General features: G+C 53.1%; 22 protein-coding genes and 1 pseudogene. 6 read left to right on the top strand and 17 right to left on the bottom strand.

Features of this window, described 5'->3' with window-relative positions:
- Positions 1-24: 24 nt before the first annotated feature.
- Complete coding sequence (locus tag KNP80_RS09500) at positions 25-651, top strand: class I SAM-dependent methyltransferase (protein ID WP_214719370.1); 627 nt, start codon at positions 25-27, stop codon at positions 649-651.
- A 2-nt stretch (positions 652-653) separates the two neighbouring features.
- Here the strand turns inward: KNP80_RS09500 and KNP80_RS09495 are convergent, their stop codons facing one another.
- Entirely contained in the window at positions 654-932 is a 279-nt protein-coding gene (locus tag KNP80_RS09495) for a hypothetical protein (RefSeq protein WP_214719369.1), read from the bottom strand.
- Positions 933-1008: 76 nt separating this feature from the next.
- Here KNP80_RS09495 and KNP80_RS09490 point away from each other — a divergent pair, with 76 nt between their 5' ends.
- Positions 1009-1479, top strand: coding sequence for a GNAT family N-acetyltransferase (locus KNP80_RS09490; RefSeq protein ID WP_214719368.1), 471 nt, complete (start codon positions 1009-1011; stop codon positions 1477-1479).
- A 17-nt stretch (positions 1480-1496) separates the two neighbouring features.
- On the opposite strand, the gene KNP80_RS09485 is transcribed toward KNP80_RS09490, so the two are convergent.
- The 5 genes from KNP80_RS09485 to KNP80_RS09465 form a co-directional block, all read right to left on the bottom strand.
- The gene (locus KNP80_RS09485; RefSeq protein WP_214719366.1) at positions 1497-2546 is read right to left on the bottom strand and encodes a C45 family autoproteolytic acyltransferase/hydrolase; all 1050 of its coding nucleotides are present in this window, start codon (positions 2544-2546) and stop codon (positions 1497-1499) included.
- 63 nt (positions 2547-2609) lie between these two features.
- Positions 2610-4349 (bottom strand): methyl-accepting chemotaxis protein, encoded by a 1740-nt coding sequence (locus tag KNP80_RS09480; protein WP_214719365.1) that lies wholly within the window; start codon positions 4347-4349, stop codon positions 2610-2612.
- A gap of 97 nt (positions 4350-4446) precedes the next feature.
- Positions 4447-4896: a hypothetical protein gene (locus tag KNP80_RS09475; protein ID WP_214719364.1), complete on the bottom strand. Its 450-nt coding sequence runs from the start codon at positions 4894-4896 to the stop codon at positions 4447-4449.
- Between the two features lie 12 nt (positions 4897-4908).
- Positions 4909-5331 (bottom strand): 3-hydroxyacyl-ACP dehydratase FabZ, encoded by a 423-nt coding sequence (fabZ, locus tag KNP80_RS09470; RefSeq protein ID WP_214719363.1) that lies wholly within the window; start codon positions 5329-5331, stop codon positions 4909-4911.
- A gap of 13 nt (positions 5332-5344) precedes the next feature.
- Complete coding sequence (locus KNP80_RS09465) at positions 5345-5596, bottom strand: DNA-directed RNA polymerase subunit beta (protein WP_029594701.1); 252 nt, start codon at positions 5594-5596, stop codon at positions 5345-5347.
- Positions 5597-5801: 205 nt separating this feature from the next.
- On the opposite strand from KNP80_RS09465, the gene mscL reads away from it, so the two are divergent.
- Positions 5802-6179, top strand: a complete 378-nt coding sequence (gene mscL / locus KNP80_RS09460) for a large-conductance mechanosensitive channel protein MscL (RefSeq protein ID WP_214719362.1) — start codon at positions 5802-5804, stop codon at positions 6177-6179.
- A gap of 27 nt (positions 6180-6206) precedes the next feature.
- On the opposite strand, the gene KNP80_RS09455 is transcribed toward mscL, so the two are convergent.
- The 4 genes from KNP80_RS09455 to KNP80_RS09440 all read right to left on the bottom strand — a co-directional run bounded on the left by KNP80_RS09455 (position 6207) and on the right by KNP80_RS09440 (position 10985).
- Complete coding sequence (locus tag KNP80_RS09455) at positions 6207-7304, bottom strand: glycerate kinase family protein (RefSeq protein WP_251130286.1); 1098 nt, start codon at positions 7302-7304, stop codon at positions 6207-6209.
- A gap of 66 nt (positions 7305-7370) precedes the next feature.
- A complete protein-coding gene (locus KNP80_RS09450) occupies positions 7371-8150 on the bottom strand; it encodes a flagellar hook-basal body protein (protein ID WP_214719361.1) in 780 nt (259 codons plus the stop codon).
- An 11-nt stretch (positions 8151-8161) separates the two neighbouring features.
- Entirely contained in the window at positions 8162-8935 is a 774-nt protein-coding gene (locus KNP80_RS09445) for a flagellar hook-basal body protein (RefSeq protein ID WP_021066151.1), read from the bottom strand.
- Positions 8936-9053: 118 nt separating this feature from the next.
- Positions 9054-10985: a sensor histidine kinase gene (locus KNP80_RS09440; protein WP_214719360.1), complete on the bottom strand. Its 1932-nt coding sequence runs from the start codon at positions 10983-10985 to the stop codon at positions 9054-9056.
- A gap of 181 nt (positions 10986-11166) precedes the next feature.
- Here KNP80_RS09440 and KNP80_RS09435 point away from each other — a divergent pair, with 181 nt between their 5' ends.
- Genes KNP80_RS09435 through KNP80_RS09425 form a run of 3 tightly spaced genes read left to right on the top strand, consistent with a single transcriptional unit; the run spans position 11167 to position 13736 of the window.
- Positions 11167-11901 (top strand): hypothetical protein, encoded by a 735-nt coding sequence (locus tag KNP80_RS09435; RefSeq protein WP_214834601.1) that lies wholly within the window; start codon positions 11167-11169, stop codon positions 11899-11901.
- Positions 11879-12976 (top strand): sensor histidine kinase, encoded by a 1098-nt coding sequence (locus KNP80_RS09430; protein ID WP_214834599.1) that lies wholly within the window; start codon positions 11879-11881, stop codon positions 12974-12976. Before KNP80_RS09435 ends, KNP80_RS09430 begins: the two co-directional genes overlap by 23 nt.
- Positions 12957-13736 (top strand): response regulator, encoded by a 780-nt coding sequence (locus KNP80_RS09425; protein WP_214833672.1) that lies wholly within the window; start codon positions 12957-12959, stop codon positions 13734-13736. The genes KNP80_RS09430 and KNP80_RS09425 overlap by 20 nt, the downstream gene beginning before the upstream one ends.
- A 35-nt stretch (positions 13737-13771) precedes the next feature.
- On the opposite strand, the pseudogene KNP80_RS15790 reads toward KNP80_RS09425, so the two are convergent.
- The 7 genes and pseudogenes from KNP80_RS15790 to KNP80_RS09385 all read right to left on the bottom strand — a co-directional run bounded on the left by KNP80_RS15790 (position 13772) and on the right by KNP80_RS09385 (position 19878).
- Positions 13772-14533, bottom strand: a pseudogene (locus tag KNP80_RS15790) (SDR family oxidoreductase).
- Complete coding sequence (locus KNP80_RS09410) at positions 14534-14968, bottom strand: DUF4275 family protein (protein ID WP_214719351.1); 435 nt, start codon at positions 14966-14968, stop codon at positions 14534-14536.
- A 102-nt stretch (positions 14969-15070) separates the two neighbouring features.
- Positions 15071-16057: a rod shape-determining protein gene (gene mreB / locus KNP80_RS09405; RefSeq protein ID WP_021066145.1), complete on the bottom strand. Its 987-nt coding sequence runs from the start codon at positions 16055-16057 to the stop codon at positions 15071-15073.
- 77 nt (positions 16058-16134) lie between these two features.
- Positions 16135-17436: a UDP-N-acetylglucosamine 1-carboxyvinyltransferase gene (gene murA, locus KNP80_RS09400; protein ID WP_214719350.1), complete on the bottom strand. Its 1302-nt coding sequence runs from the start codon at positions 17434-17436 to the stop codon at positions 16135-16137.
- A gap of 246 nt (positions 17437-17682) precedes the next feature.
- Complete coding sequence (locus KNP80_RS09395; RefSeq protein WP_214719349.1) at positions 17683-17901, bottom strand: DUF1146 family protein; 219 nt, start codon at positions 17899-17901, stop codon at positions 17683-17685.
- A 197-nt stretch (positions 17902-18098) separates the two neighbouring features.
- Entirely contained in the window at positions 18099-19295 is a 1197-nt protein-coding gene (locus KNP80_RS09390) for an EAL and HDOD domain-containing protein (RefSeq protein ID WP_251129003.1), read from the bottom strand.
- Positions 19296-19467: 172 nt separating this feature from the next.
- Positions 19468-19878 (bottom strand): F0F1 ATP synthase subunit epsilon, encoded by a 411-nt coding sequence (locus KNP80_RS09385; RefSeq protein WP_128123479.1) that lies wholly within the window; start codon positions 19876-19878, stop codon positions 19468-19470.
- Positions 19879-19885: the final 7 nt, after the last annotated feature.

Genomic DNA, 19885 nt, shown 5'->3' with positions numbered 1-19885 from the left:
CTTCATTCAGAAAGGAATGGTTTGATGCGCTTCACACGTCTTCAAACATGGATTGACAGTCAATACGAGAACCCACGCGGTATCGTCGGGACATACATCGGCGAGAAGATGGTGCGTCAACACCGGGTCGAAGTCGATTGGACGATTGAGCAACTTCTGATTCAACCTGACAATCGCGTGCTCGACCTCGGTTGTGGGGCCGGCGACGCGTTGGCACAAATGCTACGTCGCTATGCTCATGTGCATGTGACCGGACTCGACCGTTCCCCGACGATCGTCCGCTCGGCGTTGAAACGAAATCGAGCAGACGTACATTCCGGACGAGCCGAAGTCGTCGAGGGCGATCTCGGGACGCTCCCGTTTCCGGACGCACAATTCGACCGCGTCTTCAGCATCCATACGATTTACTTTTGGGAAGACGTACCCGCGGTGCTTGCCGCCATCGACCGTATCCTCAAACCAGGCGGGTCATTCGTCATCACGTACTGTGATGGGAAAGGTGGCGTGAACTGGGACGGTATCACGGCAATCGTGCGTGAACAGTTGATTCCTGCTGCTTCTGTGCTCGGGTTCATTGATGTCCATGAACGCCGAGGACCTGACTCGCGAGATTATCATACGGTCGCCGTGACGGGACAAAAGCCAGTCTAACGTCATCCCCGGCTCTTCCGTGTCACGGCTACCCCGCCAAATCCGCTGATGATGGCGATATAGAACCCTAAATCATAGAACCAGCCAGTGTTGTTCACCTCATAGACGCGATACGTGTCATTGAACAATCCTAAAATGAGTGACACCGGGGCAATCCAGCCGTGCCAGACGCCCCAAAAGAATCCGGCCGGGTCGGTCGTGTACGTCCCGTCGCCCGGCACACAGCCGCCGAGGACGACAATCAAACTGAACATGATGGCTAATAATCCGATTCGTTTCATCTGAATCCCTCCTGCTATGAGTATTCCCGCTTTTACGGAAAACAGTGCCGTTCAACACGCTGAAGGAGCTGAGGACATGACGATTTATAGGATTCAACGAATTCACGATTTAGAGGAACTTGACTTGACTCAATTGCTTTTAGCTAGTCGTCAGGAAGGCTTTCGCATGCTCGACCGGTTGATCGATGACTTTCGAAATGGACACAACGGGTTCAATCACCCCGGCGAGTGTCTACTTGGTGTGTTTGACACCTCTGGTAATCTAGTCGGCATCGGAGGATTGAATCAAGATCCATATTCTCTGGGACTTCCGCTCGGTCGATTGAGACGATTTTATATTTTGCCGGCTTGTCGCAGACAAGGTATCGGGAGACGTCTCGCGAACGCATTGTTGCTCGAAGCGAAGCGAACCTTCCTCACCGTCGTTCTCCGGACCTATACGATACAAGGGGCACAGTTCTATGAATCGCTTGGCTTCACCCCATACGATACCTCGACTACAAGTCACATAATCCGCTTCAACGAAACAAGCAGCGACTCGTCATGAGCCGCTGCCTGTTTGTGTTATCGCCATAGTTGAACCGTGTTCGCAAACTCGATATCGGTCGCGATTTCCCCATCGAGGGCATGCAAATCGAAATCCTTACCGTCGAGCCACTCCTGAAAATCGAAGATGACCGGGTCGCGGTCGCCACCGAGGGCGAACCACGTCTCGAGCGTCTCCGGGAAATAGGCGGCCGTGTGAATCGTGCCGGCCCAGCTCTTATACAGCTCGGAGAAGACACCCTTGTCCGAGTCGTTCATGAGTCGGAACGCGCTCTCGGCGTCTTGGACGATATGTTGATACATTTTAATCTCCATCATCCGACGTGTCGAGTCGTCGAGATGGTAGCGGTTCTCGTGCTGCAGGAGCTCGAAGTGGTTCGTGCAGATGTTGGATTCACGGACACGGATGTCGCGCGGTGTCGCTTCGATGACGCGCGTCTTCGACGACTTGTCGTGGACGACATACGTGAACGAGCCCCGATGTGGAATCTCTCTTAATAAATCGACCGCCTCTTCGACCGTCGCGCACGTCTCGAGGATCATCCGCCCGATCATCTGGCAGACGAAACCATCCCCGGGACGACGACGGTTGATAAAGTTATAGCCCATGGCGAGCCCTTTCTCGTTCATTCCGTCCATTCGGCCCGTGACTCGTGAGACGGGACCGATGACGGCGTAACCCTCGTCCGGCTGGAACACGTTGTAGCGCCCATCGTACGTCATCGGGTGATAGTCATAGTTGCGGACGAGGAAGTTGTCCCCCGTCAAAATCGAACAGCCGCTGACCGGGTTATTGACCCGGAAATGACCGAAGTGAAGGAGCGTGTCGGCGAGCGTCAATTCGAGCTCATCCTGCAGGCCGAGCAGTTCTTCCCAAATCTTCGGAGCGAACCGGTCGAACGCCTGCTTCGCCTCGCGCTCGTCAATCTCAAAGCGCGGGACGCGGAGCTTCCACTGGTCGGTCCGGTTCTCGAGCAGTTTGCTGCGCTTGATGTATTGTCCTTGAAAGCGGCCAAAGTCATAGTGACTGCCGCGGAATTGTGTGAGTTCACTTGAGACGCGTTGCATGAAAAAACCTCCCTTGCGCCTAGTATAACGGACGCAACGGAGGTATGTCTGACTTGAGACTGTTTACAACTTGAACTGTCGGCTCATGCGTTGCATGTCCTCGGCCGTGTGCGACAAATCTTTAACGAGCCGGTTCATCGTCTCGCTCGTCGCCGACATCTGTTCGGTCGAGGCGGCCACTTCCTCGTTACCAGCCGTACTCTCTTCAGAAATCGACGCGATGTCAGAAAGACCACGTTTGATGTCGTCTTGGTTCGTCTTGACGCGTCCGAGCTGCCCTTGCATCGAGTTCGTCAGGCGCTGCATCTCCCGCACACTCTGTTCAATCTCATTGAAGGCGCGCTTCGTCTCCTCGAGCGTCCGCTTGCCGTCCTCGGCAGCGTGCATGCTGTCCGTGAACGTCTCGCCGAGCGCGATCGAGTTTCGTTTGACGCTGCCAACGATTTCCGAAATCTCACTGACCGACCGCGCAACGCTGTCGGATAACTTGCGAATCTCAGAAGCGACGACGGCGAAGCCTTTTCCATGCTCCCCGGCACGAGCCGCCTCGATGGCCGCGTTCAAGGCGAGCAAGTTCGTCTGCTCAGAGATTTGACGGATCATCGTGACGAGCGCCGTCACTTCGTCCGCCTGTTGCTCGAAGTCCTTCACCTGGCCTTGCGACTCGCGCACTTGCAGATGGATGTTCGTCATCTTGCCGACGGCATCCTCCATCAGTTCGAGCCCTTCTGCCGTCACACGACTGACGACTTCCGCTTGTTCGCTCACGCCGTTCCCGTCGTGCGCCGTCTGGTCGACGAGTCCCGAGAACTCATTCATATGTCCGTACAGTTTCATCGTGAGCACGCTCTGATTCTCGACACCGCCCGCGATTTCTTCCATCGTGAACGCGATTTGACGCGAGGCATCGTTCACTTCTTCCGAGATGCTCGCCACGTTGCCGCTCTCGTCACGCACCGTCTGGGCGGACGTTTGTAATCCGGAGATCAAGTCGCGGAGCATTTTCGTCATCTGATCCATCGAGGCGGTGAGCCGCTTGATTTCGTCATTCGCCTTCAACTGGATGTTGTCCATCTCACGAGCCGCCGTCGCCAAGTCCCCGCTCGCGATATGGGTCGCGACACGCTCGAGCTCCCGGAGCGGACGAAGTTTCCAGCCAAGGTAGCGCCAGATGATGACTGAGGCGACCCCGAGCAAGACGACGAGTCCGATAAGAATCGGCGGCAAACTCTCTTGCAACACGTCTTCCGTCACCGCGGCGACGTCACTCGCCCCTTTATCGATGCCGAGGACACCGATGACGTCCCCGCCTTGTTTGATTGGAACGAGTACCGTCATATAGTCCCCGTACTCTTGGTCCTCGACAATCGGTGTCGTGACGGCCCCACCGTCGAACGCCGCTTTCGCATCTTCGAACGACGTCGCCGTCGTCGGCGTGCCAATCTCAACCGCATCGGCCGCGCTCATGCCATCGACGATGATTTGAAGCTCTTCGCCGTCAGCTGCGAGCGTATAGACGTACATCGCCCCGATTTGCGTCCGATATGTGTCGAGCTGTTCCCGAAACTGCTCGAACCGTTCATCTTTGGTCGGATTTTGCATAAAGGCCGCATACGCCTCCGCATCAATCGCCTCGCTGATGCGGGCCCCGTCCTCCAATAGAACGGCTTGCATCGAACTCTGTACCGTGTGCTTTGTGCTAACATATTGCAACACGCCGAACGTGACGATGAGCAGCGTGATGAACGCCAACATCATCGCCAAAATTCGCGTCTGCAGTAACTGTGGTTTATTTCGTTTCATGTGATTCCCTCCATTCGTCCTTACTGTGTGTATCGGACGATTCCCGAAAAAACTGCACAAAAAAACGGATGATTTTCGACAAAAATCATCCGTTCGTTCATTCATTTGTCGAATCTACAACCTCGAGCGGCATCGACACCTCAGCCTCGCCCTCTTCTCCGACATGGAAGAGAGGCAGCGTCTCGGTGACGAATAGGTCGGGGTTCAAATCCGCTTGATAGACGTACGTGCGCACATCCCCTTCGCGTTCCGCGACGAGTTCACCGAACGGAATCGGGACACGCGTGCCGTCGACTTCATAACTAATGATCGTCGTCGGATCGAGGCGACGGTCTTCGAGCATCCGAATCGTGAACAACATCGTTGAGCTGTTCGTCCGCTCGAGCGAGACTGCAATCGATTCTGATTGACCGGCTCGCTTGTCGATCATCGCATCATCGACGTCCTGTTCGAACACGACGTTCTCCTCGACCGGATCATCTTGCACTTGTTGGCAACCGACGATGGTCGCCAATCCGAGAATCAAGGCAATCACCAATACGCGCATCTCGTTCTCTCCTCACTTCAAGGCGAAAGTGAGTTCCGCTTCACAAGCAACTTCTCCATCGACTGTCGCCACGGCGCGTCCTTTACCGATTGGTCCGCGCACTTTCAAGATTTCGACCTCGAGGCGCAATTGATCGCCTGGGACGACTTGACGTTTGAAGCGACATCCGTCGATGCCTGCGAAGAACGCGAGCTTGCCGCGGTTCGACTCTTGCTTGAGCATCGCGAACGCGCCGACTTGCGCGAGCGCTTCGACGATCAAGACGCCAGGCATGACGTTATAGTCCGGGAAATGTCCGTTGAAGAATTCCTCATTCGCCGTCACATTCTTTAACCCAACGGCCCGCTTGCCTTCATTGACCTCGAGAATTCGGTCGATGAGCAAGAACGGGTACCGATGCGGGATCACTTCTTTAATCTGTTCAATCGTGTACATGGTTCCACCACCCTTATGATGTTAGCCAAAAATCGGTGATATGGCGCCACGTGTCGATGTTGAACACGTCCTTCCACTCGCCTCCGCCAATCACGCTGTACCCGATGATGGCCCCAATCGCAAGCATCACGAAAGCCAACAGCAGGACAACGATGACGCGTAACAAGATCGGGAAACGTCGATGGTTCGATAATCGCTTCCGCTCCGTCCGCTCTTTGGACTCGGTCTGTTCCGAGCCGTTCTGTTCTTCGTTCGCCACGTCCATACATCCTTTCAGCTGAATTAATCATAACATATTAGTACCTGGTAATAAAACAATTGCATGAGTTCTATATAAGTGTAACGTATCTACTATCGGTCGAACAAGCGCCCGGCCTAGGACACGAACGACGCTTCTGTGAAAATACTGCCCACTCCCACCTATGCTGTGCTACCATAAGAGTATTCATCGTTTAGGAGGTATTATTTCTATGTGGAAAGAATTCAAAGAGTTTGCGATTAAAGGCAATGTGATTGACCTGGCCGTCGCCTTCATCCTCGGGGCTGCCTTCACGGCCATCGTCACGTCGCTTGTCAATGACATCTTCATGCCGTTCCTCGGCATCCTCATCGGCGGCATCGACTTCTCGACGCTCGCGGTATCGGTGCTCGGCGTGAACGTGACGTACGGCAACTTCCTGCAAGAAATCGTCAAGTTCTTCCTCATCGCCTTCGCGTTGTTCATGATGGTCAAAGTATTGAACCGTCTGAAGCGAGAAAAAGCGGTCGAAGAGACACCGGAGCCGGAATTGTCGCGTGAAGAACAGCTCCTTTCGGAGATTCGTGACCTATTAAAAGAACGTTCGTGACCAAAAGACGCCTGAACCGAAGTTGGTTCAGGCGTCTTTGTCGATTAACCGGAACGCTCGGCTGACGGCGTCCGTCAAGAGCGGCGCCGCTTGCTGCATCGACTCTTCGAGCGTCATCACCCGGCAAACGATTGGGAACACGGCTTCGATGCCGACGTCCGGAACGGCAATCAGTTCCGATTGTCCCGCGAAGACGAGCGTCGGGACCCCGTGTGCATATGCGATTCGGGCCAATCCATAAGGTGCTTTTCCGTGGAGCGATTGCTCATCGAACCGGCCTTCCCCGGTGATCAACCAGTCGGCCATTTGCAACGTTTCCTCTAGTTTCGACCACCGTACTACCTCGTCAATCCCGCTCCCATATACGGCTCCGAGCTGATAGAGCGCGAAGCCGATCCCGCCGGCCGCGCCCGCCCCCGGTTGTCCCGTCACATCACGCTCGAAGCAACGGGCATACGCGGCGAGCTGTTCGTCATAACGGTCGACGTCCGTTAGCGCCAATCCTTTCTGCGGACCGAATACGGCGGCCGCCCCAGATAGACCGAGTAACGGATTCGTCACATCCGAGGCCATCCGCCACTCGACATGACGCGCTTCCGGTAGGAGTCCGGTCCAATCGACTTGCGCGACGCGCTCGAGTTGATGCGGGAACGAATCAATGACATGCCCTGTCTCATCAAGAAAGCGGACGCCGAGCGCCTCGAGCAAGCCTTTCCCTCCATCGACGGTCGCGCTCCCGCCGAGACCGACCGTGATGCGTGTCGCCCCGTGCCCGAGTGCATCTTTAATCTGCAGTCCAGTCCCATAAGAACTGTAGCGCCACGGGTCGAGCACGTCGATGAGAGTAAGACCGGACGCCTCAGCGACTTCAATCACTGCCTCGCGCGTTCGTTCCGACCAGCCATACCGGGCTTGCCGCACCGTCCCGTCAAGCGACATCACGTCTTGCGTGACCACCTCGGCATGCGGGTGCGTCAAGAACCATGCATTCAAAAAACCTTCCCCGCCGTCTGAGATTGGTACCTCGACGACGTCATGCCCAGCGAGCGCTGCACGCACCGCCCGATTGGCTTCCACGCTCGTGAGTGACCCTTTGAACGAATCCATTGCCACGACAATCCGCATGTCCATCCCTCCTCCTATTTTTAGTGTAACGCAAAAACCGCCCTTCCGAAGAAGAACGGTAAGTGATTACCGAAGTGACGTGACGAGTCCCATCATCTGGTCACTCATCGACAACGCTCGTGAATTCATCTGATACGCGCGTTGCGTGATCGTCATGTCGGTCATCTCTTTCGTCAAATCGACGTTCGATGACTCGAGCGTCCCTTCAATCAACAGATTGCCGAGCGGGCGATCGATGTCCGCCGCCAAGTCGGCCGCATAGACGTTGTCACCGAGAGGTCGTAGCGCCGATGTGTTACGTACCTCAACGATGTCGAGACGACCAAACTCTTGCTCGACGCCGTTCACGCTGGCGACGACCATCCCATCTTGACGGACACGGTGCGCCGTCGCTTCGTTCGGCATGACGATCGGGTTCCCGTCCGCACCAAGAAGGGCGTTACCGTTCACGTCGACGAGCGTCGTCGTGTCGCCGACCGAGAGCTGCATGTTCCCACTCCGGGTCAATCCGACACCGTTTTCCGTCTCGATGGCGAAGAACTGACGGCTCGCTTTCAAGAACACGTCAAGGGCCCGGTCGGTCTTTCGGATTTGGCCGATATTGAACTGTTGGCTAATATCGGCGACGTGGCCGCCGACACCGATGCGAATCCCGTTCGGCGTATCGCGTCCGATTTCGAGCTCGGCGCGCGGTTGATTGTCATACGCCTGCGACAAGAGCGAGGCGAAGTGGGTTTGTTCCCGCTTATAGCCAGCCGTGTCGACGTTGGCTATATTGTGACCGGTCACATCGAGCTGGCGTTGAAGCTGCGTGAGCGACGAGACCGAGTTATAAATCGATTGCATAAGCTTCCTCCTTAACGAATCCGAGCGATTTCAATGGCCCGCTCGGCACTCTTGTCATACGCTTGGACAACTTTTTGGTTCGCCTCGAACTGACGGTACGTCGTCATCAAGTCGGCCATCGTCCGATCGAGATCGACGTTCGCCTCTTCAATGAATCCTTGTTGGAACTGAACATTCGCAGCAGGCGGGGCGTCTCCGTTGACCCGATAGTCGTTCCCGACTTGCTCGAGTGTAGCCAAGTCATCGATTTGGACGGCACCGAGCGTCGCCACATTCTGCCCGAGTGACGTGATTTGTCCGTCACCTGACAACGTGAACTCACTTGACGGCAATTGAATCCGTTCGCCGGCGTCCGAGAGGATATACCCGCCATCTGCTGAACGCAAGAAGCGTTCTTCATCGACCGCGAAGCGCCCGTTCGTCGTATAGAGCGTCTCACCGTTCTGTTCGACTGCGAACATGGCCGCACCCGTCGCGTCAGCCGGTACCTTCATATATACGTCGGTCGGGCTGCCCGTCTCGGAGATGCTTCCCGTCGAGAAACGCGGCATCGTCTCTTGTAGATATACGCCCGTCGACAACGTGCCGACTTCGCCTTGCACGCGTGAGCGCGCATTCCCAGGGTGGCTCACTTGGGCAAGCAACATTTCTGGGAACGAGCGGACGACGCCGTTTGATGCTTTGAATCCAGGGGTCCGGACGTTACCGAGGTTATTGCTCAAAATCTCTTGTTGACGCTGGAGCGCGTTCATCGCGCCCGCCGCCGTATATAATCCGCGTAGCATGCTTCGTCTTCCTTTCGTCGTTCAAAGTCTTCACTTTCTATATCGTACCAAAGGAACGTTTCATTCACCGTTTTTTGAAAAAAACTAAAAAAACCACTTCGCAATGAAGTGGTTTTCGTCAATCGACAATCGGGAGTTCGACCGTCATGGTCGTCCCATTCCCCAGTTCCGAACTGACGCTGATTGTACCGCCGTGCGATTCGATGATTTCCTTACAGATTGCAAGCCCAAGGCCGGTGCCTCCAATATTGCGACTCTGCTCGTTCTGCACACGGTAGAACTTCTCAAACAGCTGTTCGGCATCTGCGGGTGCTACACCCATGCCTTCGTCTTCGATGGCGATCCGGATGACATCGTCATCACACGAGACGTTAACGGCGATATTACCGCCGTCGGGTGAATATTTAATGGCGTTATTCAAGATGTTCGAGAACACTTGACGTAGTTGCGCCGGGTCTCCGGAAATGCGAATCGTTTCATCACAATCGAAATGGAACGCATGCAATTCAGTTGAGCCGGCATGAATTTCAAGAACATCAGACAATAGTTCAAACAAATTCTCGACTTTGAAGTCTTGTTCCGTTTTACCGGCTTCCATCTTCTGAACATCCAGTAAGTTACTGACGAGCCGCTCGAGCCGGGTCGTCTCACTGTGAATCATGCTCAAGTAGCGTTTTCGCTTCTCTTCATCGACATGCCGATGTTCAAGCAATTCAGTAAATCCAAGAATGGATGTGAGCGGGGTCCGAAGTTCGTGAGAGACCGTCGCGACGAGTTCCGTCTTCAAGCGGTCGATCTCGATTTCTTTCGTAATATCCCGCGACACAAACATCACACCGAAACGTTCGTCCTGCATTTCAATCGGTTCGGCGTACATCCGTACGGTACGTGTTCCCCCTTGCATCGAGTACGTAAACGTTTCGTCGAAGATTCCGAGCCGTTTGGCCCGGTCGGTGAAGCGGTTCAATCCTTCTTGATTGTCGATTTGCTCCATGAACGGTGCATAGAAGGCATCAATCGGATAGAGGCTCTGACGGTCGCCGAACGGGAATGGTTGGTCATACAGTTCGAACAGCGCCTCGTTCCCGAAGCGTTGGTTCGTCTCGAGCTCGACAAAGACGATGGCGTCCCGCATAGTGTGTACCATCTGCGCGGTTTTTTCGCGCTCACGCTCGAGTTCATCGTGTTGTCGAATCAATGACGTCGACATTTCGGAAAAAGACTTGGACAATTGTCCGACCTCGTTTTTCAACGGTTGAATCGGGATGAGCGTCGCATGCGGGTCGACCGCCAGTCGTTCACTGTTCGTGATGAGCGATTGAAGTTGATTCGTCAAACGCACGATGTACGGCTGCAGGCTGACGAAGAGGATGAACAATGCACCGAGCAAGATGAGCAACCACATCCATTGAGCTTTGGCGAGCTGTTCCGACAGTTCCTCCCGAAGACCCGTCTCTTGGAAGTCAAGGTCGGCCCGGTAGTCGGTGAATACCGATTCCATATCGACGATGCTCGCACTCATATCGGCCGCACTCTTCGTATTCAGTTTGAAGCGGGTCTGGGTCGAGCCCGCATTTTTCGGCATAAGTTGTCCGACGGTCGCCATCTGTAAGAATGGCTCATCGATTTCTCCGTTCGCCTTGGCGATGACGTACCGTTCAAGACCCGGCATGACGCGTGACGTATAAATGCTGAACAGAAGGCGCGCATCTTCTGCGAACGTCGTCTCTTCCTTGCTCGCAGCGTTTTCTTCAAACCAGCTCGTCTGGTCGTCAATCCGTTCTTGCGCTCGTCTCACTTCCGCAAGCAAGGCGTCCTCCCCGAGCAACACGTGACCGCGCATCTCATATTGCATCGACTGCCATGTCTCGAACAAGTCGGTCGCCCGTGATCGTTGTTCACTGATACGTTCAAGTTCGACCGTCGTGTCTCGGATTGCCTGCTGGGTATAAAAATATGTGCCGAGTGACGTCAACGTGATTAAGGCGATTAATACATAAAACACGGTGAGGACTTGGCGGCTAATTCGTTGTTCAATCCAGCGTTTCATATATAGCCTTCTTTCATATTGATGATTAATCGGATTGGGTAGTTTCGTATGTTCGGCTATTCAAAAAAGTCAGTTTCGTGTACGATAAGAAAACATTGGTCACTTCTAAAAGTGAACGACTAGTGTCAGTATATCGTCCGTTTCTCACAAGAAACTCACAAATCACGAAGGGAATATGCAGATGACCCCTAAATCGATTGGGCTGGTCGTATTGATGATTGTCTTTGCACTCGCAGGCGGGCTCGCCTTGACACGAGGACAAACCATCGACGACGCAGTCACCGTCACACAAGGAACGGCCGATTTGACCGATTCCCGCGTGACCGAACACATCATGCGTCTGGATGGGACATGGCGCTTCCAATCGAGCTTTCTCGATCAAGTAGACCGTGAATCCTATCGAAGCGTTCCGCATATGACGCCACACAAAACGGCGACCTATGAGGCTGACATTAGCCTACCTCCGGGACAATATGCACTACGCGTCCCGCGCAACCACCCACATGTCAATCTCCTCATTGATGGAAAAAACGTCTCGCCCGTCTACGCATCGACAGTTGAAGACCCTCGGCATGCTTACCTCGTTCTCCTGGATACGCATACCCCGACGTTTCGTTTGACGATTCAAACAGCCGAGACGGAGGAGCTCGCAACTGGCGTTTCCGACAGTTTGCTCATCGGACCGACGAGCAATATGATGACGTACCATAATAAATATTTCAGTTATGAGTTTGTCATCGTCCTCATCTCGCTACTTTTTCTCGTTCTATGCGATCGTTTGGCTATTTCATCGCAAAGAAGCGCTTTATTTGTATGGAGCCGCTTTCTTTTTCCTTGTCAGTATTTCACTGTTGATGAGCGATCAAATGATTGTCTTCGAACTTATCCCACTGATGACTTATGTCTTGGCCCATAAATTGAATTTGATTACAGCGCTCTTAAGTGTTGCCATGCTCATTAACTTTGCGCTTCAGCTCGAACGCGTTCCATTCCGTCACTTTTTGAAGTATGTGGCGTATCCATTTTATGCACTTAGCCTGATTGCCTTGGTGCTACCTTACACTGCACATACTATGTTTGATCAATTTGCATGGTTTTACGTTCTGTTCATCACGTTCTTTTGGACCGGTCTGAATATCAACTGGTTGTTCGAGCGGAAAGATAACGGCTATCCGTTTGAATTTTTAGTGTTCACGGTGGCACTCATTATCGGGTACATCGGGCAGTTGTTAAACGCCTTGATTGATCACCCGAATCAGGAACTGTATACGAGTGTCATGTCACTCATTTATTTCTTGCTCATGTTCACGTTACTTCCGATTCACTTGTCGACCGATAAGCGACAAAAACGGGAAGTTCAAACATTCGCCAATCAAAGTGAAATCTCATTTTTCAACGCCCAAATCAAACCACACTTCTTATATAACACGTTCGGGAACGTCATTGCGCTCTGTTATACAGCACCGATTGAAGCAGCACGGTTACTCAGTCACTTGAGCACATACGTCCGCTTCATCTTTGAGAACGGCCGCACTGAGAATGACATCTCACTTGGTCAAGAACTTGAGGTTATCGATTCGTACTTAATGATCGAGCAAACTCGTTTCAATGACGCCTTCACCATCACGAAGGATATCGATGAATCTGTGCTCAACGCTTCAATCCCACCGCTGTTATTGCAACCGCTCGTCGAGAACGCGGTTCAACACGGGTTGATGAAGCAAGAAGGTGTGAAACGGCTCATGTTATCGGTCCAGGAATCGGATGATTCAATCGATATCCGGATTGCCGACAACGGCATCGGTTTCGATCCAACACCGCATTTGAAACAATCAAATGGAATCGGTATCCCGAATGTCAGAAATCGGATCGGTTTCTTGCCAGGTGCCACGTTTAAATTAAATTCTGAGCCTGGGGTCGGTACGCATGTGCATATTCGACTTCCAAAACGAGAAAGGATGAATTCGCAACATGCGCACGATTTTGATTGAAGATGAACACCATATTTTGAGGATGATGGAACGCCTCATCCAAGCCGAACCGAACTTAAAATGGATGGGCTCGTTCCACGATCCGTTCCAAGCGCTTGATTTTTTAGCAAACCAGGAAGTCGACCTCGTGTTTCTCGATATCGAGATGCCACAGATGAGCGGCCTTGATTTCGCCAAACGTTTACCCGAAACAACGCAAGTCGTCTTTACGACGGCACACAGCCAATATGCGGTCGAAGCGTTCAACTTACAAGCGACACACTACCTGCTTAAACCAATCACCGAACAGATGATTCACGACCTGATCCCGCGCGTCTCGAAGCGATACGCGGAGACACTATCGACCGATCATCACCGGACGTGTACGATTCAATGTCTTGACCACTTCTCAGTCAAGACACAAGACAGCGACCTCGTCAAATGGCCGACGCAAAAAACCGAGGAACTGTTCGCCTACTTGATTTTCCACCGCGATAAAGTCGTCAACAAATGGCTCATTGCCGAGACGCTTTATCCAGATATCGACGAGCCGCAGCGGGCGCTCCATAACGTCTATAACCTTGTCTATCGGTTGAAAAAGACGCTCGCCGAGTATGATTTGAGCATCACGGTTCAGACGATTAACAACGGTTACTCGCTCCATTTGGATGACGCCTGTCTTTGCGATTACCATGACTGGTTAGATGCAAAAGAAAAGCCGTTCCCGCAAACAGATTTGTCCACTCGACTCTTTGTCGACAAAGATTATACATGGCATTAAAAAGAGCTTCTCCCAATTCAAGGGAGAAGCTCTTTTCAGCGTCCGACGAAGCCACCGTCGACGTGAAGATGTTGGCCGTTGACCCACGCCCCGTCCGGCCCCATGAGAAAAGCGATATAGCGGGCCGTGTCCTCAGGTGTCCCGACGCGTCCATACGGGAACAGCGGTACGAGTTGTTCGCGGAGCACGTCATCAATCCAACCCGAATCGGTCGGGCCCGGGTCAAGCGCGTTCACGGAGATTCCATACTGACCTGCCCCGTTAGCGAGCGCCGGCGTGATCGCGATCAACATGCCTTTCGTGGCGATATAGGCCAAATTGGACGCATCCGCCCCACCGGATACCATGAACAGAATTCGTCCGTCCGTATGCCCAGCCTATTTGTATCGCTCGATGAATGCAAACGTCAGACCGAGCGTCCCTTCGTTATTGACGAGATAATGCCGGCGGAGTGTCTCGGTCGTGAACGTATCGACGCCCACGTGCCGCTCATACGTCGCGTTGTTGATGAGGCGGCTTGGAGTACCGAGCGCCGCTTCGACGCGGTTGAGCAACCCTTCTACGTCTCCAGACGATAAGTCGTACGACTCATGGGCCACGCGAGCCCCCAATGCCCGTAATTCGTCGACGAAGCCGTCGATGAAGTCCGGTTCCGCTCCGACACCTTCCGTGCCGTCAAACGGGCTCCAGTGCGTGATATACAAGTCATGACCTGACGTAGCGAGTTTTCGCGCGATGGCCGCCCCAATGCCTTGCGTCCGGCTGACGCCGGTAATGAGTGTGAGTGGTCGTGTCATTTAATGATCCCCTTTAGTCCCAAATTTGGTGAGAAAATATGGTCCCCAGTCCGCTTCGTGCGGGATGACATACGTCCACGTGTAAGCTGGGTCTACGATATAGACATCCGCATAGTCCATTGTTTCAACAATCAAGTCTCTCCTAGTGAGTGGTTTTGCTTGCGTCAAATCGAGCTCGAGCACATCGTTCGAGTGTTGAAAAAAGAGTATCGCTTTCCACTTCCTGACCCGTTCGAACGCGCGATCAGCGGCTGTTCTGACGAGACAGCCGTCAGTCCCTGCCACGATATCCTCCCATAGATGAGGAGAAAGTCGTGTCGGCTGTTCAGGTCGTATGAAGTGCGTCAACCATTTTTGACGCGCTTCTTGGCCTCGGTCTTCAATCTCTGTGACCTCGACTCCTTTTGCCGTCAATCGCTCAATCAATGGATTCATCTACAACCCTCCCTCCCTTATTTTATCCATTTACAGGAAAATCGGACAGTGTTGAACGCAAAAAAGGTACGACGCCTATTGACGTCGTACCTTTAGATGATCTTACTTCAAACGATCCAAGTGCTCGAGCATGATGCCCGTGCCGTGCGCGACGCTGAGCGTCGGCTCTTCGGCGATCATGACCGGCAACCCGACACGCTCGGCGACGAGCTGGTCGATCCCGTGGAGGAGCGAGCCGCCACCTGTCATGATGATGCCGCGGTCGATGATATCGGCCGCAAGTTCCGGAGGCGTCTGTTCGAGCACGCGCTTCGTTGCTTCGACGATCTCATTTGCCGATTCGGCCATCGCTTCACGGAGTTCTTCCGACGTGATGGTTACCGTACGCGGAAGCCCACGCACCATGTCACGACCTCGGATATCCATCGTCTCGTTACGGCCGCCTGGGAAGACCGTCGCAATCTCTTTCTTGATTTGCTCGGCCGTCCGCTCACCGATGACGAGCTTATGCTTGTCTTTGATGGCGCGGAGGATGTCCGTATCGAACCGGTCCCCGGCGATTTTAATCGTTTCGCCGCAGACGATATCGCCCATCGAGAGGATGGCAACGTCTGTCGTTCCGCCACCGATGTCGACGATCATATGACCGACCGGCTTCCAGATGTCCATGCCCGAACCGACGGCTGCCGCTTTCGGTTCTACGGCGAGGAAGACCTCTTTTGCGCCGGCCTTCTCGGCCGCCTCACGGATGGCTTTCGCTTCGACCGGTGTCACGTTCGCCGGCGTACAGATGAGCATGCGGATGCCGCCAAAGAAACCGCGGACTTGAATCTTCTCGACGAAGTGACGAAGCATCTCTTCGGTTGTCGCGAAGTCGGCGATGACGCCGTCACGGAGTGGACGGATGGCGACGATGTCACCAGGTGTACGTCCGACCATCTGATACGCTTCTGTCCCGACAGCGAGTACTTTCCCTGTCGAACGTTTAATGGCAACGACCGATGGCTCGTCGAGGACGATGCCTCGACCTTTGACGTGGATGACGACGTTTGCTGTTCCTAAATCAATCCCGATATCTTTTGAAAACATGGTGTGTAGGTTCCTCCGTTCATTACTTCATTGAAAAGAGCGAGAAGAGTCTCTCCTCGCTCCTATGAGTCTATTAATTAGTTCTTAACCATTTCTTCGGCAACTTCGACGTTCCCTTGGATGCGCTCGATGTCAGCACCGAGAGCTTGCAATTTCTTGTGGAAGTCGACGTATCCACGGTCGATGTGGTAGAGATCGCCAACGCGTGTCTCTTCGTCCGCAATGAGTCCAGCGAGGACAAGGGCAGCACCAGCACGAAGGTCAGTCGAGACGACTTCAGCACCTTGGAGGCGAACGCCACCTTTGATGATGGCCGAACGGCCTTCGATTTTAATGTCTGCGTTCATGCGGCGGAACTCTTCCACGTGCATGAAGCGATTCTCAAACACTGTTTCTGTGATGACCGATGTACCGCCTGCTTTCAAGACGAGTGCCATCATTTGAGCTTGGATGTCAGTCGGGAAACCAGGGTGTGGCATTGTCTTCACGTCGACCGGCTTCAACTCATCCGGTGCCATGACACGCATGCCTTCTGCTGTATCCTCAAACTTGACGCCCATTTCTTCCATCTTCGAGATGAGCGGACGAAGGTGCTCGCGCTCAGCACCGATGACTTCGATGTCGCCGCCTGTGATGGCTCCAGCGACGAGGAACGTACCTGCTTCAATGCGGTCAGGAATGATTGAATGCTCAGCGCCGTGAAGCTTATCGACACCTTCGATGCGAATCGTTTCTGTACCGGCACCGCGCACGTGTGCGCCCATACCGTTCAAGAAGTTGGCAAGGTCAACAATTTCAGGCTCTTTGGCGACGTTCTCGATGATCGTCGTGCCTTCCGCGAGGACAGCAGCCATCATGATGTTCTCTGTCGCGCCGACAGATGGGAAGTCCAAGTAGATTTTCGCACCTTTCAAGCGACCGTCAACCGAAGCTTCAACGAAACCGTTGCCGATGACCGTCTTTGCACCCATTGCTTCGAACCCTTTTAAGTGGAGGTCAATCGGACGTGAGCCGATTGAGCAACCGCCCGGCATCGCAACACGTGCGTGCCCAAGGCGAGCGAGAAGAGGACCCATGACGAGGATTGAAGCACGCATCTTACGGACGTACTCAAGTGGCGCCTCGTCTTTGATTGTGCCCGACGCATCGACAGTGACTTCATTGCTCGCTTCGTCAAATGCAACCTCTGCACCGAGGTGGCGAAGCACTTTGTTAATCGTGTACACATCAGCGAGGCGCGGCACGTTTTGAAGTACCGACTTTCCTTCACCTGCTAAAAGAGTGGCAACCAATGTTTTGAGTACGGCGTTTTTAGCTCCTTCAACACGCACAGTACCTGACAATTTACGTCCTCCACGGACTACAATCAAATCCTTCATATCTCTCTTTGTCCTCCAACTTCGTTAATTTTTTGTTTTATACGTCGATATCCGTTACCGGATGTGGTTGTGTCGATTACTATGATGGTTTGTATTACGTGACGCTTCATCAGAGAGAAAAATAATAATAAAAGCAACCATAAAATTCTGATGAAAAATTTCGTCATGTCAGACGAATTTATCCTATCACGATAAACATATACGATACGTTACAGCAGGATTACAGTTTAGTAATCATTTCCCTGCCTACTGCAATGGTGCGAGTGCCTGAGCCAATCGGATATACTCCAAAAAGAACTGGGCGATCAGTGAACCGAAGACGACGGCCACGAGGACGCGCAAGACAGCTGCTTGCGGACTCCTCACTTGATTGAGCAAGCGGTCCCATTTGACCGGCATGAGCGCCCACCAAGCGACGTAGATCGCTACGACGTAGATGAAGAGCGATAATACGGTGTTTAGCATCGACGATTCCCCTCTTTTCAAAAATTCGTACCGTTTTTAATCATAGCATGTCACGTTAGAGAAAAAAAGACTTAGCGTTCAAGTGAGTGGTTGAATGGGTTCATCCGATCAACTCGCTTTCTCTCCAAAAACCGCATACAAAAGGAACGTCAATCGGCGCATGGCCTTAGTACAGTAATTGACGTCCCTTCAATATTTCAAACATTATTCACTTCAGCATCATAAGTTTGGCTCCAACGGATGGCTTCGACATAGTGTCGAGACAAATCCGGCATCGTCTCATCGACGTCGACCGTCAATTGCTCGTAGGCGAGAACGGTCTCAAGTAACCCGCGTAATTCGTTGTCGTCCCCGAGGAGAGCCGCCTTGACGATTGGTTCGACCGGAAGCTCCGACACGAGCGTCTGCATCGTCTCATCCAAGATGACGTCAAGCGACGAGAAGATACCCGTGATGAACGCGTCGAACGCCGCCACGTGCGGTAACGTCTCGGCCGCAATCAATTCCATCATCTTGCCGCGGATGACACTCTGTTTAATCAATTCTTTCGATTCGGACGTCTGTAGCTCACGCAACAGCATCAAATACGACCAACGCCGCATCTCATCGAGCCCGATACGCGCGACGGCCTGTTCGATTGATTGAATCGTGTGACGTCCCTTTTGATACACCGTGTTGACCGAGCGTAACATTTTATACGACAAGTCGACGCTTCGTTCGATTTGGCTGGCGATGCGTCGGAAGTCCGGTTCCGGCTTATCGAGTTCCTTCAGCACTTCGACGAGCGTATGCCGGAGCGGATGGACCTCCGCACCGTGGACGACCGTCGGACGACTGAAGAAGTAGCCTTGGAACATGTGATAGCCGAGCTTCTTGGCAATCTCATATTCAAACGGTGTCTCGATTTTCTCCGCCAGAAATTCGACGCGATGGCCGAGGGCGTCGATGAGCCGCTTCTGTTGGTCGATCGGTGTCGCCTGGTAGTCGATTTTGATGATATCGGCGAGTCCGATGAGCGGCCGATACTTCTCTTCGAACACAAAGTCGTCGAGGGCGATCGTATAGCCTTTCCGACGTAACGAACGTAACGCCGCCAAGACTTTCTCCGTCGGTTCGACATGCTCGAGCACCTCGACGACGAGCGTCTGCCTTGGCAGTAAAGCCGGGACCTCACTCTCAATCAAGTTTTGCGGAAAGTTGATGAACGCTCTCGTCCCTTCCGTCAACTCCCGGAAGTTGAAAACGAGATAGGCGTTATGAATCACATCGGCGGTCGCAAGTGCGTCATCGACATGTTCAAATATATTTTTCTCGCTGCGGCGATATAACAGTTCATAGCCACAGACGCGTAATTTTTGATCAAAGATCGGTTGGCGCGCAACATAAACTTTCATCCCATTGTCTCCTTTACCGTAGTTCCCATCTATATTATCGGATAAGGTGCGCCTATCTTCCACTATTTGGGCGTAAAACTTTTGATGCTTTAGACCCATATATAATGAAGGAACGTGATTGATTCGGTCCATCCACAAAAAATCTCCCCTGCGGCTGCAGGAGAGATGTCGGTTATTCTTTGATATCGCGAATGCTCAAACGGTTAATCGCTTTTTTGAGCGCGAGCTCCGCACGACGGAATTCGAGGTCCGAGAGCTTCGTGTCTTGTAGACGACGCTCGGCACGAACTTTCGCCGCAGAAGCGCGGTCGTAGTCGATTTTATCCGCCATTTCGGCTGTTTCAGCTAAGATCGTCACCGTATCGGGACGAACTTCCATGAAACCGCCACTGAGTGCGATCAGCGTGCGTCCACCATCTTCGTGGCGCAGTTTGAGAACTGAGATATCGAGCGGTGTCACCATCGGGATGTGTTTCGGTAAGATACCGAGTTCACCGGTCACCGATTTGGCAATCACCATCCGTGCCTCGCCCTCATAGGCTGCACCATCCGGGGTGACGACGTTGACGTGAAGAGTATTCATCGTCTAG

Source organism: Exiguobacterium sp. E4787, assembly GCF_018618375.1.
GTDB classification, from domain to species: Bacteria; Bacillota; Bacilli; order Exiguobacteriales; family Exiguobacteriaceae; genus Exiguobacterium; species Exiguobacterium chiriqhucha.
The sequence above is the reverse complement of the archived record's forward strand: the minus strand, read 5'-3'. Positions and strand labels throughout refer to the sequence as shown.

Excerpts from the sequence above, each read along its gene's own strand:
- KNP80_RS09500 (WP_214719370.1), top strand. The coding sequence starts at position 25 with ATGCGCTTCACACGTCTTCAAACATGGATTGACAGTCAATACGAGAAC.
- KNP80_RS09465 (WP_029594701.1), bottom strand. The coding sequence starts at position 5,596 with ATGGACGTGGCGAACGAAGAACAGAACGGCTCGGAACAGACCGAGTCC.
- KNP80_RS09495 (WP_214719369.1), bottom strand. The coding sequence starts at position 932 with ATGAAACGAATCGGATTATTAGCCATCATGTTCAGTTTGATTGTCGTC.
- KNP80_RS09390 (WP_251129003.1), bottom strand. The coding sequence starts at position 19,295 with ATGAAAGTTTATGTTGCGCGCCAACCGATCTTTGATCAAAAATTACGC.
- KNP80_RS09490 (WP_214719368.1), top strand. The coding sequence starts at position 1,009 with ATGACGATTTATAGGATTCAACGAATTCACGATTTAGAGGAACTTGAC.
- KNP80_RS09395 (WP_214719349.1), bottom strand. The coding sequence starts at position 17,901 with ATGCTAAACACCGTATTATCGCTCTTCATCTACGTCGTAGCGATCTAC.
- KNP80_RS09440 (WP_214719360.1), bottom strand. The coding sequence starts at position 10,985 with ATGAAACGCTGGATTGAACAACGAATTAGCCGCCAAGTCCTCACCGTG.
- KNP80_RS09455 (WP_251130286.1), bottom strand. The coding sequence starts at position 7,304 with ATGCGGATTGTCGTGGCAATGGATTCGTTCAAAGGGTCACTCACGAGC.
- KNP80_RS09475 (WP_214719364.1), bottom strand. The coding sequence starts at position 4,896 with ATGCGCGTATTGGTGATTGCCTTGATTCTCGGATTGGCGACCATCGTC.
- mreB (WP_021066145.1), bottom strand. The coding sequence starts at position 16,057 with ATGTTTTCAAAAGATATCGGGATTGATTTAGGAACAGCAAACGTCGTC.
- murA (WP_214719350.1), bottom strand. The coding sequence starts at position 17,436 with ATGAAGGATTTGATTGTAGTCCGTGGAGGACGTAAATTGTCAGGTACT.
- KNP80_RS09450 (WP_214719361.1), bottom strand. The coding sequence starts at position 8,150 with ATGCAATCGATTTATAACTCGGTCTCGTCGCTCACGCAGCTTCAACGC.
- KNP80_RS09480 (WP_214719365.1), bottom strand. The coding sequence starts at position 4,349 with ATGAAACGAAATAAACCACAGTTACTGCAGACGCGAATTTTGGCGATG.
- KNP80_RS09485 (WP_214719366.1), bottom strand. The coding sequence starts at position 2,546 with ATGCAACGCGTCTCAAGTGAACTCACACAATTCCGCGGCAGTCACTAT.
- KNP80_RS09385 (WP_128123479.1), bottom strand. The coding sequence starts at position 19,878 with ATGAATACTCTTCACGTCAACGTCGTCACCCCGGATGGTGCAGCCTAT.
- KNP80_RS09435 (WP_214834601.1), top strand. The coding sequence starts at position 11,167 with ATGACCCCTAAATCGATTGGGCTGGTCGTATTGATGATTGTCTTTGCA.
- mscL (WP_214719362.1), top strand. The coding sequence starts at position 5,802 with ATGTGGAAAGAATTCAAAGAGTTTGCGATTAAAGGCAATGTGATTGAC.
- KNP80_RS09430 (WP_214834599.1), top strand. The coding sequence starts at position 11,879 with ATGACTTATGTCTTGGCCCATAAATTGAATTTGATTACAGCGCTCTTA.
- KNP80_RS09425 (WP_214833672.1), top strand. The coding sequence starts at position 12,957 with ATGCGCACGATTTTGATTGAAGATGAACACCATATTTTGAGGATGATG.
- KNP80_RS09445 (WP_021066151.1), bottom strand. The coding sequence starts at position 8,935 with ATGCTACGCGGATTATATACGGCGGCGGGCGCGATGAACGCGCTCCAG.
- KNP80_RS09410 (WP_214719351.1), bottom strand. The coding sequence starts at position 14,968 with ATGAATCCATTGATTGAGCGATTGACGGCAAAAGGAGTCGAGGTCACA.
- fabZ (WP_214719363.1), bottom strand. The coding sequence starts at position 5,331 with ATGTACACGATTGAACAGATTAAAGAAGTGATCCCGCATCGGTACCCG.